Annotated in this window: 12 protein-coding genes; 7 read left to right on the top strand and 5 right to left on the bottom strand. The window is 61.3% G+C overall.

Annotation, left to right across the window (positions count from 1 at the left end; genetic code table 11):
* Window positions 1-63 precede the first annotated feature (63 nt).
* The 3 genes from BLW22_RS21815 (at window position 64) to BLW22_RS21805 (ending at window position 2,021) form a co-directional block, all read left to right on the top strand.
* Entirely contained in the window at window positions 64-459 is a 396-nt protein-coding gene (locus tag BLW22_RS21815) for a winged helix-turn-helix domain-containing protein (protein WP_065924771.1), read from the top strand.
* Window positions 452-913, top strand: coding sequence for a transglycosylase SLT domain-containing protein (locus tag BLW22_RS21810; RefSeq protein WP_074847460.1), 462 nt, complete (start codon window positions 452-454; stop codon window positions 911-913). Before BLW22_RS21815 ends, BLW22_RS21810 begins: the two co-directional genes overlap by 8 nt.
* A gap of 85 nt (window positions 914-998) precedes the next feature.
* Window positions 999-2,021, top strand: a complete 1,023-nt coding sequence (locus BLW22_RS21805) for a quinone-dependent dihydroorotate dehydrogenase (RefSeq protein WP_065924770.1) — start codon at window positions 999-1,001, stop codon at window positions 2,019-2,021.
* Window positions 2,022-2,280: 259 nt separating this feature from the next.
* Here BLW22_RS21805 and rmf read toward each other — a convergent pair whose 3' ends face one another.
* The gene (rmf, locus tag BLW22_RS21800) at window positions 2,281-2,496 is read right to left on the bottom strand and encodes a ribosome modulation factor (protein WP_002553055.1); all 216 of its coding nucleotides are present in this window, start codon (window positions 2,494-2,496) and stop codon (window positions 2,281-2,283) included.
* A gap of 532 nt (window positions 2,497-3,028) precedes the next feature.
* On the opposite strand from rmf, the gene rlmKL reads away from it, so the two are divergent.
* A complete protein-coding gene (gene rlmKL / locus BLW22_RS21795) occupies window positions 3,029-5,293 on the top strand; it encodes a bifunctional 23S rRNA (guanine(2069)-N(7))-methyltransferase RlmK/23S rRNA (guanine(2445)-N(2))-methyltransferase RlmL (protein WP_065924769.1) in 2,265 nt (754 codons plus the stop codon).
* Window positions 5,294-5,434: 141 nt separating this feature from the next.
* Entirely contained in the window at window positions 5,435-7,834 is a 2,400-nt protein-coding gene (locus tag BLW22_RS21790; RefSeq protein WP_074847459.1) for a sensor domain-containing diguanylate cyclase, read from the top strand.
* Window positions 7,835-7,843: 9 nt separating this feature from the next.
* On the opposite strand, the gene dacB is transcribed toward BLW22_RS21790, so the two are convergent.
* Complete coding sequence (gene dacB / locus BLW22_RS21785; protein ID WP_065924767.1) at window positions 7,844-9,304, bottom strand: D-alanyl-D-alanine carboxypeptidase/D-alanyl-D-alanine endopeptidase; 1,461 nt, start codon at window positions 9,302-9,304, stop codon at window positions 7,844-7,846.
* 237 nt (window positions 9,305-9,541) lie between these two features.
* Here dacB and BLW22_RS21780 point away from each other — a divergent pair, with 237 nt between their 5' ends.
* Window positions 9,542-9,886, top strand: coding sequence for a YggL family protein (locus BLW22_RS21780; RefSeq protein WP_010208515.1), 345 nt, complete (start codon window positions 9,542-9,544; stop codon window positions 9,884-9,886).
* Between the two features lie 37 nt (window positions 9,887-9,923).
* On the opposite strand, the gene BLW22_RS21775 is transcribed toward BLW22_RS21780, so the two are convergent.
* On the bottom strand, window positions 9,924-11,114 hold the full coding sequence (locus tag BLW22_RS21775) for a benzoate/H(+) symporter BenE family transporter (RefSeq protein WP_065924766.1): 1,191 nt from the start codon (window positions 11,112-11,114) through the stop codon (window positions 9,924-9,926).
* 245 nt (window positions 11,115-11,359) lie between these two features.
* Here BLW22_RS21775 and BLW22_RS21770 point away from each other — a divergent pair, with 245 nt between their 5' ends.
* A complete protein-coding gene (locus tag BLW22_RS21770) occupies window positions 11,360-12,124 on the top strand; it encodes a GntR family transcriptional regulator (protein ID WP_065924765.1) in 765 nt (254 codons plus the stop codon).
* 127 nt (window positions 12,125-12,251) lie between these two features.
* Here BLW22_RS21770 and guaD read toward each other — a convergent pair whose 3' ends face one another.
* Window positions 12,252-13,556 (bottom strand): guanine deaminase, encoded by a 1,305-nt coding sequence (gene guaD, locus BLW22_RS21765; RefSeq protein WP_074847458.1) that lies wholly within the window; start codon window positions 13,554-13,556, stop codon window positions 12,252-12,254.
* Window positions 13,557-13,563: 7 nt separating this feature from the next.
* Window positions 13,564-14,406 carry a xanthine dehydrogenase accessory protein XdhC gene (xdhC, locus tag BLW22_RS21760; RefSeq protein ID WP_065946886.1) on the bottom strand — a complete coding sequence of 281 codons (843 nt, stop codon included), beginning with the start codon at window positions 14,404-14,406 and terminating at the stop codon, window positions 13,564-13,566.
* Window positions 14,407-14,419: the final 13 nt, after the last annotated feature.

The following is a 14,419-nucleotide window of genomic DNA, read 5'->3' as shown; positions in this document are numbered from 1 at the left end:
GGCACAAGAGCCAGTACTGGAAAATAAGGACTTCAATGTCAGTAGTCGGATGTCGAGGTAGATATGGCCGTCGTGAATGATGAGTTGACGACGTCCCTGCTCTTTTCCCAGTGGACGCTGCATGGCGATGGTCGCCTGACCGGCGACGGCAGCGACGTCCAGTTGCCACCCAAGGAGCTGCATGTTTTGCGGCTGCTGTTGGTCTCTGGCGGTGTACTGATGACCAAGGATCGTTTGCTCGAGTTGGCCTGGCCCCAGGGGGAGGTCGCCGAGGAGTCGCTGACCCGTTGCATTTATTCGCTGCGCAAGCATCTTGGCGCTGACAAAGGCTTTATCAAGACCATTTATGGTCGCGGGTATCGCTTTACATGCCCGGTGAAGGCTGAGCGAGCAGGGCCCGGGCCTATGGATACCCTGCCGCATGTGTGTTCGGCCTGTGGACAAGTCAGTCATGGCTGAGTTCTGGCGCCGGCTGCTGTGGCTTGGCCTGGTGACGAGCGGCAATCAGGCACTGGCCTATTGCTGGGAGGAAACCGCCCATCGCTACGATATCGAGCCGGAGTTGCTACAGGCTATCGCCGCCGTGGAGTCGGATTTTCGCCCGGATGCGATGAACTACGCCAACGGTAACGGCACACGGGATATCGGCCTGATGCAGATCAACAGTATCCATTTGCCTCGCCTGCTCAAGCTGGGTATCACCGAGGAAAGGTTGTTGAGTGAGCCTTGCCTGTCGGTGGAAGTCGGGGCGTCCATACTGGCCGAGTTTATCCAGCGCTTTGGCTACAACTGGACGGCGGTGGGGTCCTACAATGTCGGGCCCGGCTCCGGCCCTGAGCGCGACGCGTTGCGCACGCGCTATGCGGAAAAAATCTGGGCACGTTATGAGGCCCTGGTACAGCAACGCTACTGACGTTTGGGCGGCGCGCCTCGCGTGCACCCCGCCACCCCGCTATAATCGCCGCCACCTTTCGCCGCCATCCGAGTCTAGCCCGCCCATGTATACCCTGGCCCGCCAGCTGTTGTTCAAACTCTCCCCGGAAACCTCCCACGATCTGTCCCTGGACCTGATCGGTGCCGGTGGCCGCCTGGGGCTCAATGGCCTGGTATGCAAGGCGCCGGCGAAAACGCCGGTGTCGGTGATGGGGCTCGACTTCCCCAACCCGGTCGGACTGGCTGCCGGCCTGGACAAGAACGGTGCGGCCATCGATGGCTTCGCGCAGTTGGGTTTCGGTTTTGTGGAGATCGGCACCGTGACGCCGAGACCGCAACCGGGCAACCCCAAGCCGCGTATCTTCCGCCTGCCGGAAGCCGAGGCGATCATCAATCGCATGGGGTTCAACAACCTGGGCGTCGATCATCTGCTGTCGCGCGTCGAGGCCGCAAAGTACAAGGGCATCCTCGGCATCAATATCGGCAAGAACTTCGACACGCCGGTCGAGCGCGCAGTGGATGACTACCTGATCTGCCTGGACAAGGTCTACGCCCACGCCAGCTATGTCACCGTCAACGTCAGCTCGCCCAACACCCCGGGCCTGCGCAGCCTGCAGTTCGGCGATTCGCTCAAGCAACTGCTCGAAGCCCTGCGCCAACGCCAGGAAGACCTGGCCGTGCGCCATGGCAAGCGTGTGCCGCTGGCAATCAAGATCGCCCCGGACATGAGTGACGAAGAAACCGTGCTGGTGGCCCAGGCCCTGGTGGATGCGGGCATGGATGCGGTCATCGCGACCAACACCACCCTCAGCCGTGTCGGCGTCGAAGGGTTGGCCCATGGCGATGAAGCGGGCGGCCTGTCGGGGGCGCCAGTGCGTGACAAGAGCACTCATATCGTCAAGGTGCTGGCCGCTGAGCTGGCCGGGCGTTTGCCGATCATCGCGGTGGGCGGCATCACCGAAGGCAAGCATGCAGCCGAGAAGATCGCTGCGGGTGCCAGCCTGGTGCAGTTGTACTCGGGTTTTATTTACAAAGGCCCGGCGCTGATCCGCCAGTCAGTGGATGCAATTGCGGCCTTGCGCGTGTAGGAGCGAGGGGGACGCCTAGTTCTTGCTCGCGAAGAACCCGAGGGCGCCGCGTTAAGCCAGATGCGCAGCGCTATCGTTGACGTTCTTCGCGAGCAAGAACTAGGCGTCCCCCTCGCTCCTACGGTAGTCCTCATTATTCTCAGGCCAATAAAAAGGGCTCCTTAAGAGGAGCCCCTGGGCCGAAGCCCGCCGCCTGGATAGGGCGTGCGTGGTTAAGTCGCTACATATTCGAGGTGGTGTCGGAATTAAATGCCCTTGATTAGCCGACGGCGTGAAGTTCGTTGAGTCTGTGGATTCCCGCAGTGCCAGTCATACCGTCCCAGTTGTCGCCGCGTCCTTCTCGCCAGCCGTTGATCCAGGCTTGGCGTACCGACGGTAGAGTAAATGGGCAAAGCTCACGGGATTTGCCATGAACGCCATATTGATATCCGCGTAAAAATGCTCTTTCCAACGGATCACGCTTAAGTCTTCTCATAGGGTGTTTCCCTCACTTGTTGACTGTCTTGATATCCTTCGGCCTCGTCTGAGGCCGGGCAGAGTTTTTCTGCCGTTGGTGGGCTCGCTGCCGGCGTGGCGAGCCTAGGTGTCGGCGTCGTTACGGCGCCAACCTGTGTTGAGTTCTAACCAATAGGTCACATGGATTCAATGATCGTTTTGTCATAAGCACGTAACGATAACGATGCTATAGCCATAAGCTGGGATGGCTTTTCGCCCCATTTGTTGGGCAAAGCCAGCTATGATGCACCCTGCAAAGAGGATGGGTTTAATCCTTTAGTGAGAATGTCCTTCTGTTGCTGTCGGTTATTATTCGACGAAGGGTCGGAATATTTCTTTTTGTTGCGTCAAATTCTCTCTCTGCCCCGTCAATAAAGGCTCCAAGGCCCGTCAGACGGGGTGGAACGGCACATTCGTGCCACGCGAGCACTCTTCAAGAAAAGTGCTTGATTGAAAACCGAGCCGGCGATGCGTCGCCCGTTCACTTATTGCTGAAAAGCCTGGAATGCCCCATGTCGGACCGTTTTGAACTCTTCCTCACCTGCCCCAAGGGCCTCGAAGGCCTGCTGATCGAGGAAGCCGTCGGGCTTGGCCTTGAGGACGCCCGCGAGCACACCTCGGCCGTGCGCGGCATGGCCGACATGGAAACCGCTTATCGCCTGTGCCTCTGGTCGCGCCTGGCCAACCGTGTGTTGCTGGTGCTCAAGCGCTTCCCGATGAAGGACGCCGAAGACCTCTACCACGGTGTGCTGGATATTGAATGGGCCGATCACATGGTTTCTGACGGTACCCTGGCGGTGGAATTCAGCGGTCACGGCTCAGGCATCGACAACACCCACTTCGGCGCGCTGAAGGTCAAGGATGCGATCGTCGACAAGCTGCGCACCCCGACCGGCGAACGCCCGTCCATCGACAAGATCAACCCGGACCTGCGCATCCACCTGCGCCTGGACCGTGGCGAAGCGATCCTGTCCCTTGACCTGTCCGGCCACAGCCTGCACCAGCGCGGCTACCGCCTGCAGCAGGGCGCCGCGCCGTTGAAGGAAAACCTCGCGGCGGCGATCCTGATTCGTGCCGGCTGGCCGCGCATTGCTGCCGAAGGCGGCGCGCTGACTGACCCGATGTGCGGCGTGGGCACCTTCCTGGTGGAAGGCGCGATGATCGCCGCCGACATGGCACCTAACCTGAATCGCGAATTGTGGGGCTTCACCACCTGGCTCGGCCACGTCCCGGCGCTGTGGAAAAAACTCCACGCCGAGGCCACTGAACGCGCGGCCATCGGCATGAACAAGCCGCCGTTGTGGGTGCGGGGCTACGAAGCCGACCCGCGCCTGATCCAGCCCGCCCGAAACAACATCGAGCGCGCCGGCCTGAGCCACTGGATCAAGGTGTACCAGGGCGAAGTCGGCACCTTCGAGCCGCGCCCGGACCAGAACCAGAAAGGCCTGGTGATCTGCAACCCGCCCTACGGCGAGCGTTTGGGTGACGAAGCCAGCCTGTTGTACCTCTACCAGAACCTCGGCGAGCGCCTGCGCCAGGCCTGCATGGGCTGGGAAGCGGCGGTGTTCACCGGCGCGCCGGACCTGGGCAAGCGCATGGGGATCCGCAGCCACAAGCAGTATTCGTTCTGGAACGGCGCATTGCCGTGCAAGTTGCTGCTGATCAAGGTCAACCCGGATCAGTTCGTCACCGGCGAGCGCCGTACCCCGGAACAGCGCCAGGCCGAACGTGAGCAGGCGGTTTACGACCAGGCCCCGGCCGAGCCGCAGGAGCGCCAGTACAACAAGAACGGCAACCCGATCAAGCCCGCCCCGGCCCCCGTGGTCGAGCAGGCGCGCCTGAGCGAAGGTGGGCAGATGTTTGCCAACCGCCTGCAAAAGAACCTCAAGCTGCTGGGCAAGTGGGCCAAGCGTGAAGGGGTGGATTGCTACCGCGTATACGACGCCGATATGCCTGAATACTCCATGGCCATCGACCTGTACCACGATTGGGTCCACGTGCAGGAATACGCTGCGCCAAAATCCATCGATCCGGAAAAAGCCTCGGCCCGCATGTTCGACGCCCTGGCGGCCATTCCCCAGGCGCTGAACATCGACAAGAGCCGCGTGGTGGTCAAGCGTCGCGAGCGCCAGAGCGGTACCAAGCAATACGAGCGCCAGAGTGCCCAGGGCAAGTTCACCGAGGTCAGCGAAGGCGGCGTGAAGCTGCTGGTCAACCTCACCGACTACCTGGACACCGGTCTGTTCCTCGACCACCGTCCGATGCGCATGCGTATCCAGAAGGAAGCGGCCGGCAAGCGTTTCCTCAACCTGTATTGCTACACCGCCACCGCCAGTGTGCACGCAGCCAAGGGCGGCGCGCGCAGCACCACCAGTGTCGACCTGTCCAAGACCTACCTGGACTGGGCACGTCGCAACTTCTCGCTCAACGGTTTTTCCGACAAGAACCGCCTGGAGCAGGGCGATGTGATGGCCTGGCTGGAGGCCAGCCGCGATGAGTTCGACATGATCTTCATCGACCCGCCGACCTTCTCCAACTCCAAGCGCATGGAAGGCATCTTCGACGTGCAGCGCGACCACGTGCAGTTGCTTGACCTGGCCATGGCGCGCCTGGCACCGGGTGGCGTGCTGTACTTCTCGAACAACTTCCGCAAGTTCCAGTTGGAGGACAATCTCAGCGAACGCTATGCGGTCGAGGAAATCAGCGACAAGACCATCGATCCGGATTTTGCGCGTAATGCGAAGATCCACCGGGCGTGGAAAATCACTGCTCGCTGATCGCCGCCACGAAAAAGCCGCAAGCCTGGACTATTCCGGGCTTGCGGCTTTTTTACGCTGGTCAAACCCTGGGCCGATGGCTATAACTTAAGGCCTAGCCAAAGTGACACCCCCCGCACGCTGGCGTTGTGAGTGTTGCCTATGCCGTTGCAAGCCGTTCGCCCGAAAATCCTAGGCTTTATCAGTGAACAGGCGTCGGCTTGGCTGGTGGCGTTGGTGGTGTTATTGGCAGGTTTTGCGCTGACGGCCATCGTCGCCTGGGCGGCCTCCGACCTCTATCAGCAACAGGTTCGCCAGCGCTTTCAGTTGCTGGTCAACGAGCGTTACAGCCGCTTGCAGGAACGTTTCGAGGATCAGGAACAACGCCTGAACAGCCTGCGGCGGTTCTTCGTCAACTCCGATGTTGTGTCCCGCGAGGAGTTCGACGGGTTTGCCCAGCCGTTACTGTTGCGCGCCCGGGCCTACGCCTGGGCACCCCGTGTGTTTCGCGGACAGCGCAGCCAATTTGAACAAGAGGTGTCCCGCCTGCGTGGGGTACCCTTTGTTATCCGTGAACTTAATAGCGCCGGCGAACTGGCCCCGGCGCCCGAGCGTGATGAATACGTTCCGGTGCTCTACAGCCAGACTCAAAGCCTGCTGGGGTCGCCCCTGGGTTTTGATCTGTTGGCCCAGCCCCTGCGGCGCTCGACCCTTGAGCGGGCGCAAAAGAGCGGCAAGCTGGCGGTGTCCCAACCGATGCAGTTGGTGGGTGTCGAGCCGGCTTATGCCACTGGTGTATTACTGGTCGCGCCGGTGAGTCACCTGCCCACGTCCGAGCCGTCCCCAAATGAGCCATACGGTTACGTAATGGCGGTGATCAGCATGCGCCAGTTGGTCGCCGAGGGCTTGCCAAAAGCGGAGCGGGACAACCTGGTGATGCAGATCGTCGACACCTCCGACCTGCAAAAGCGCGTGCTCTTCGAGTCCGGCAATGCCGTGGCCAACAGTGACCTTGCTGGCGCGCGTCGCCTGACCCTGGGCGATCATGTGTACGCCCTGAGCCTGCGCCCGAGCAAGGTGTTCGAGCAGGCCAACTATTCCTCGCTGTCCACGATCCTGACCATGGGTAGCCTACTCAGCCTGCTGCTCAGCGCCTTGCTCTATGTGCTGGTGAGCCAGCGCCAGCGTGCGTTGAAACTGGTGGAGCAACGCACTGTGCAGTTGCGCTTGCGTGAGCAGGAGCTACGTGGTGCCCATGGCCAGTTGCGCAGCGTACTCAACGCCGCTACCCAAGTGGCGATCATTGCCACTGACCTGCGCGGTGTGATCAACACCTTCAACGCCGGTGCCGAGCAGATGCTGGGGTACGAGGCCGACCAGGTGGTGGGCAAGCTGACCCTGGAAAGCCTGCACTTGGCGTTGGAGCTGGAGGCACGTTCCGCGAGCCTGAGCGTGACCTTGGGCAAGCGTATCCCGGCGAGCCAGGCGATGCTGGTGGAAAGCCCCGACAACCTGCACGAAGCCCGGGAGTGGACCTTGGTCCGCCAGGATGGCAGTCAGTTGATTGTGAACATGTTGGCCACCGTATTGCTGGATGACCATGGTCTGTGGATCGGTCACCTCGCGATTTACCTGGACGTCACCGAGCAGAAACGCGCTTACGAGGCCCTGGCGGCGCGGGACCGCCTGCTCAAGAAACTCAGTGCCCACGTACCCGGGGGGATCTTCCAATTCACCCTGGAACCCCAGGATAACTGGCGCTTTATCTACGCCAGCGACGGCATGCGCGATATCTATGAAATCGAGGTCAGCGCGTTGCAGCGGGACGCGACGAAGGTCTTCGAGCGAATCCACCCGCTGGACGCGGAACGGGTGCGGGCCTCGATTCGCCTGTCGGCATTGCAGTTGAGCCACTGGCGCGAAGAGTACCGGGTGCAGTTGCCGCAACGGGGGTTGCGCTGGATTCGCGGCGAGGCCACCCCGGAAGAGTTACCGGGGGGCGGTACGCTGTGGCATGGCTATGTGTCGGACATTTCGGACTTGAAGCGGGTTGAAGAGGAGCTGCGCGCGCTGTCCATCACAGATTCCCTGACCGGGATTCACAACCGTCGCTATTTCCAGGACCGCCTCAGGACCGAGATGGCGAGACTCAACCGGACCAGTGGGGCGCTGTCGGTGATCATGCTCGATATCGATCATTTCAAGCGTATCAACGACCAGCACGGGCATGCGGTTGGCGACGGGGTGTTGCAGGAGTTATGCAGGCGCATCAGTCAGCGTCTGCGCCGCACCGACGTGTTCTGCCGCCTGGGGGGCGAGGAATTCATGGTGCTGTGCCCCAATACCGATGGCGAGCAGGCTTATGGCCTGGCCATGGAGTTGTGGCAATCCCTGCGTAACCTGCCGATGGAGCCTGTGGGCATCGTCACCGCCAGCTTTGGTGTGGCCAGCTGGCGGGTGGATGAAGGCATTGATGGCCTGTTGTTGCGTGCCGACTCGGCGGTGTACGTGGCCAAGCAGGCGGGCAGGGACCGGGTGGAGGCCGAGAGGGCGCGGGCCTGATGCTCGCTCCTATAGGACGGGAGCCGCCGCCGCCAGTTTTGGCTGGCGGTACAGATCCAGCAGCACCTGGTCCAGCACCGACGACGCGCCCCACGGCTTCGGATCGTTGAGGATCGCCACCACCGCCCAGGTGTTGCCGTTGTTGTCGCGGCTGAACCCGGCAATGGCGCGCACGGTATTCAAGGTACCGGTCTTGACGTGGGCTTCGCCGCGCATGGCGGTGGTCTTCAGGCGTTTGCGCATGGTGCCGTCGGTGCCGGCGATCGGCATCGAGCTGATGTATTCCGCAGCGTAGGGGCTTTTCCAGGCGGCTTGCAGCATGGCGGCCATTTCGCGGGCGCTGACCCGTTCGGCACGGGACAGGCCCGAACCGTTCTCCATCACCAGGTGTGGCGCGGTGATGCCTTTCTTCGCCAGCCACTGGCGCACCACACGTTGCGCGGCCTTGGCATCGTCGCCGTCGGCATCGTTGCGGAACTGCGCGCCCAGGCTCAGGAACAATTGCTGGGCCATGGTGTTGTTACTGTATTTATTGATGTCGCGGATGATTTCCGCCAGGTCCGGCGAAAAGGCGCGGGCCAGTACCTTGGCATCCTTGGGCACCGGTGCCTGGATATCGCGGCCCTGGATGCTGCCGCCCAGTTCCTGCCAGATCGCCCGTACCGCGCCAGCGGTGTAGGTGGCGTGGTCCAGCAACGACAGATAAGTCTGCGAGCTGCAGCCATCGGCCAATTGGCCGCTGACGGTGACCGTCATACTGCCATCGGCGCCTGTGACCGGGTTGTAGCGTACGTCGCCGGTGCACTGCTTGGCGTTGGAGGCCTTGACCTGGTTGTCGATGCGGATGCTGGCAATCGGCGGCTCGACCGAGACGAGCACGCGCCCCGAATCGTTACGGGTCACAAAGCGCAGGGCCTTGAGGTTGACCAGCAGGGCGTCGGGCTTGACCAGGAACGGTTTGTTCTCGTCGTTGCCGTCATCATTGAATTCCGGCAACTGCGGTTGGTTGAAGAAACTGCGGTCCAGCACCAGGTCACCGGTGACTTGCTGCACGCCATTGGCCCGCAGGTCGCGCATCAGCAGCCAGAGTTTTTCCATGTTCAGCTTGGGGTCGCCGCCGCCCTTGAGGTACAGGTTGCCGTGCAACACGCCACCGCTGAGGGTGCCGTCGGTGTAGAACTCGGTTTTCCACTGGTGGTTGGGGCCGAGCATTTCCAGGGCCGCATAGGTGGTGACCAGTTTCATGGTGGAAGCCGGGTTTACCGAGACGTCGGCGTTGAATACCGTGGGGGTGCCGGGGCCGTTCAGCGGGATCATCACCAGGGACAGCGCAGTGTTTTGCAGCTTGGCTTTGGCGAGTGCCTGCTGGACGTTCGGGGGCAGGGTGTTATTGATCGGGGCTGCGGAGGTGGAAAAGGCCAGTGGCAGGAGAAAACTGGCGAGTAGCAATGGACGCAAAGATTTGATCATAAGAAGTAAAACCCTACTGCTGAGGAGGGTGAAAAAGGCGAGGGGTAGATAGGAAAATTCCCTCAATGGTCATGAAAGTGTCGGCATTATGCCCCAAGGTGAAGGCACTTGTAGCTGAACGATAGCTGGTAATTGGCGTTTTTTTAACAGCAAACGGCCGCCTGTCCCAGAGAGTCGGGCAATCGTCGTCTTAAACTGCTAAAGTGCCGCCCGTTATTACTTATGAGGATTGTTCCAATGGCGACTAACCGTTCCCAGCGTCTGCGCAAAAAACTGTGCGTTGATGAATTTCAAGAGCTGGGTTTCGAACTGAACCTGGACTTCAAAGAAGGCCTGAGTGAAGAAGCTATCGACGCTTTCCTCGAAGCATTCATCAAAGAAGCCATGGAAGCCAACGGCCTGGGCTATGTCGGCGGCGATGACTACGGTCTGGTTTGCCTGCAGAAGCGTGGCTCGGTCTCCGAAGAGCAGCGCGCTGCCGTCGAAGCCTGGCTGAAAACCCGTTCCGAGCTGACCAAGGCTGAAGTCAGCCCGCTGCTGGACGTGTGGTATCCGGAAAAGCCGATCAACGCGGCTAAGTGATACTGAAAAAAACGGCGACCTGAGGGTCGCCGTTTTTTTATGCCTTGCGCCAGTTCAGAATCAGCAGCGTCAACACCCCCGCCACAATCCCCCAGAACGCCGAGCCGATGGAAAACAACGTCAAGCCTGACGCGGTGACCATAAAGGTGATCAGCGCCGCTTCCCGTTCCTTCGGCTCATTCATGGCGATACTCAAGCCATTGATGATCGAGCCAAACAAGGCCAAGGCCGCAATCGACAGCACCAGTTCCTTGGGCAAGGCTGCGAACAGTGCCGCCAGTGTTGCGCCGAACACCCCGGCTATCCCGTAGAACACCCCGCACCATACGGCGGCGGTGTAGCGTTTATTACGGTCTTCATGGGCATGGGGGCCGGTGCAGATCGCTGCGCTGATCGCCGCCAGGTTGATGCCGTGGGAGCCAAAGGGCGCCAGCACCAGCGAGGCCAGGCCGGTGGCGGTGATCAGCGGCGAGGCCGGCACGTTATAGCCATCGGCCCGCAGTACGGCGACGCCGGGCATGTTCTGCGAGGTCATCGCCACCACGAACAACGGAATCCCGATGCTGATGGTTGCCGCCAACGAGAAGTGCGGTGTCGTCCACACCGGCGTCGCCACTTCCAGGTGGAAACCGCTGAAGTCCAGCAAGCCCATCAGCCCCGACAGCAGGGTACCGATCATCAGGGCGGCCAGTACCGCGTAGCGTGGCGACAGACGCTTGATGATCAGGTAGGTGAAAAACATCCCCAGTACCAGGCCGGTGCGATGCTGCGCGGCGACGAAAATTTCGCTGCCGATCTTGAACAGGATCCCCGCCAGCAACGCGGCCGCCAACGATGCCGGGATGCGCTTGACCAGTTTTTCAAAGCTGCCGGTGAGCCCGCAGAGCGTCACCAGCACCGCGCAGGTGATGTAGGCGCCGATGGCCTCGCCGTAACTCACACCGCCCAGGCTGGTGATCAACAGCGCCGCGCCGGGGGTGGACCAGGCAATGGTGATCGGCGTGCGATAGCGCAGGGACAGGCCGATGCTGCAGACCGCCATGCCGATGGAAATCGCCCAGATCCACGAAGAAATCTGCGCCGTGGTCAAGCCGGCCGCCTGGCCGGCCTGGAACATCAGCACCAGGGAGCTGGTATAGCCGGTCATCATGGCGATAAAGCCGGCGACGACGGCGGAGGCAGAAGTGTCGGCCAGCGGGCGCAAGGGCGCTTGGGTGGCGTCGGTCATGGAGAGGTGTTCCTTTTACCTGGGTGTTTGCCGGTGACGGCGCAGATTCAAGCCTAAACTCAAACGTAACGACTCATTGCAATACAGACGGCACCGCAAACAGCCGTACAGTGTGTTGGCGCAGTGGGTTGTGTACAATGTGCGCTGTTTTTAGGTGATACTTGCCAGCGACCCCGTGTTGCCGTATTACCTTAAAGTTGCCGTATTACCGTTAATTCGCCGCCGTTCTCCCTACCCGAGTGCCCATGAACGAACAGTTGCAACCTCTCAAGAAACAACCGCGAGCCGGCAAGGTCGGTCGCAGCGGAACCCAGGACGATATCGTCTACGCGCATATCTTCGAGGCGATCCTCGAGCAGCGCCTGGCACCCGGTACCAAATTGAGCGAAGAGGCACTGGGCGAAATCTTCGGCGTCAGCCGCACCATTATTCGCCGCGCGCTGTCGCGCCTGGCCCATGAAGGCGTGGTGTTGCTGCGGCCCAATCGTGGCGCGGTGGTGGCGAGCCCAAGCGTGGAAGAAGCACGCCAGGTGTTCCTGGCCCGGCGCCTGGTAGAGCGAGCGATCACCGAGCTGGCGGTGCAGCACGCCACCGCCGAGCAACTGGCCGAACTGCGCCAGATGGTCAACGACGAGCGCGACAGCTTCTCCCGCGGCGATCGCGGGGCGGGCATCCGCCTCTCCGGCGAGTTCCACCTCAAGCTGGCCGAAGCCGCGAAAAACGCGCCGCTGATCAGCTTCCAGCGCAGCCTGGTGTCCCAGACCTCGTTGATCATCGCCCAGTACGAAAGCGGCAACCGCTCGCACTGCTCCTACGATGAGCACACGCAACTGATCGACGCTATCGAAGCGAGGGACGCGGCGCTGGCGGTGAATTTGATGATGCATCACATGGATCACATCGACAGCAAGCTCAACCTCGACGAGGAAAGTGCGTCGGATGATTTGCATGCGGTGTTCTCGCATCTGTTGCAGACCAAGAAGCCGGGGCGTTCTTCGGTCAAGCTGTAAACCCGATTAAAAAATGTGGGAGGGGGCTTGCTCCCGATGGCAGAGTGTCAGTCACTGAATTAAGTGCCTGATCCACCGCTATCGGGAGCAAGCCCCCTCCCACATTTGTTTTGTGTCGTGGCGCAGATCAGCGTTGGTGCACGAGTTGGCCGGCCGCATACGTCTGCAACACCGTCCGATCATCCCCCAGGGTCATCAACACGAACAACGTCTCGGCAATGTTATTGGCTTGCTTCAAGCGATAGCTCAGCAGCGGCGTGGCGTTGTAGTCCAGCACCAGGAAGTCGGCATCGGTGCCCGGCTGCAGCGTGCCGATCTTGTCTTCCAGGCGCAGCGCCCGCGCACCACCCAGGGTAGCCAGGTACAGTGACTTGAAGGGGCTCAACCGCGCGCCCTGCAGTTGCATGACCTTGTAGGCTTCGTTCAAGGTTTGCAGCAGCGAGAAACTGGTGCCGCCACCCACATCGGTGCCCAGGCCGACATTCAGCTTGTGTTTCTCGGCCATCGGCAGGTTGAACAGGCCGCTGCCGAGGAAGAGGTTCGAGGTCGGACAGAACGCCACCGCCGACCCCGTCTCAGCCAACCGTGCGCACTCGTCATCACACAGGTGCACGCCGTGGGCAAACACCGAGCGCTCGCCCAGCAGCTGGTAGTGGTCGTACACATCCAGATAGCCGCTGCGCTCCGGAAACAGCGCCTTCACCCACTCGACTTCCTGCTTGTTCTCACTGATGTGCGTCTGCATGTACAGGTCCGGGTACTCGCCCAGCAGTTGCCCGGCGAGCGCCAATTGTTCCGGCGTGCTGGTCGGCGCAAAACGCGGGGTGACCGCGTAGTGCAGGCGGCCCTTGCCGTGCCAGCGTTCGATCAGCGCCTTGCTTTGCTGGTAGCCGGATTCGGCGGTGTCGGTAAGGTAGTCCGGAGCGTTGCGGTCCATCAGCACCTTGCCGGCGATCATGCGCAGGTCGAGTTTTTCCGCCGCCTCAAAGAATGCGTTCACCGACTGCGGATGCACACTGCCGAACACCAGTGCGGTGGTGGTGCCGTTGCGCAGCAGTTCCTTGATAAAAATGCCTGCGACTTCTTCGGCGTGGGCCTTGTCGGCGAACTGGCTTTCGCACGGGAAGGTGTAGGTGTTGAGCCAGTCCAGCAACTGCTCGCCATACGCGCCGACCATGCCGGTTTGCGGCAGGTGGATATGGGTGTCGATCAGGCCGGGGATGATTAGCGCATCCTGGTAATGGGTGATGTCGATGTCGGCAGGCAAGCTCGGCAGCAGGTCGGCGGCATGGCCCACGGCGCTGATCCGGCCGTTTTCGATCACCAGCAGGCCGTCTTCGAAATACTCGTAGGAGGCTTCGATCCCAACTTCAGCGGGGTCGGCGATGCTGTGCAGGAGGGCGGCACGGTAGGCTTTGCGAGTCAAAGGCATGGTCGTCTCAATTGATAGCTTGGCTTCGGCGCGAGGCCGGCAGCAATTTGGCAATGGGTTCGGCGCTCGCGGTGTGCTGGCCGAAACTGGCGTTATAGGTGGCGATGATTTCGCCGGCGATGGAGATGGCGATCTCCACCGGCAACTTGCCCTTCACCTCGCTGAGGCCCATGGGGCAACGCATGCGTTGCATCTGCGCGGCGTCGAAGCCGCGATCGCGCAGGCGGTGTTCGAACTTGACGCGTTTGGTCTTCGAGCCGATCAGGCCGAAGTAGGCAAAGTCATTGCGTTTGAGCAGGGCGGCGGTGAGTTCCAGGTCCAGCGCGTGATTGTGGGTCATGACGATGCAGTAACTGCCCACCGGCAGGTCGGCAATTTCGTCCACCGGCTCTTCGCTGACGATTTTACGCACGCCCTGGGGGATATGTTCCGGAAACTCCTGCTCGCGGGAATCGATCCATCGTACCCGGCACGGCAGGCTCGCCAGCAACGGCACCAGCGCGCGGCCGACATGGCCGGCGCCGAACACCGCGATCTGCGCCTGTACCTGGCCCATGGGTTCGAACAGCAGCACGGTGATGCCACCGCAGCACTGGCCCAGGCTGGCGCCGAGGCTGAAGCGCTCCAGATGGGTGTTCTGCTGGCCACGCACAAGCATGTCGCGGGCGATCTGCATGGCCTTGTATTCCAGGTGCCCGCCGCCGATGGTGTCGAAGGTTTGCGCGGCACTGATCACCATCTTCGAACCGGCATTGCGCGGCGTGGAGCCGAGCTCTTCGATGATGGTCACCAGTACGCAGGGTTCACTCTGGTTTTGCAGGTCGGCGAGGGCGCTGATCCAGTTGTTCATGTTTACCTCAACA

Origin of the sequence: Pseudomonas marginalis (assembly GCF_900105325.1) — a bacterium.
In the GTDB taxonomy this organism is placed as follows: domain Bacteria; phylum Pseudomonadota; class Gammaproteobacteria; order Pseudomonadales; family Pseudomonadaceae; genus Aquipseudomonas; species Aquipseudomonas marginalis.
Note: the sequence above shows the minus strand (reverse complement) of the source record. Positions and strands in the feature narration are given on the sequence as shown.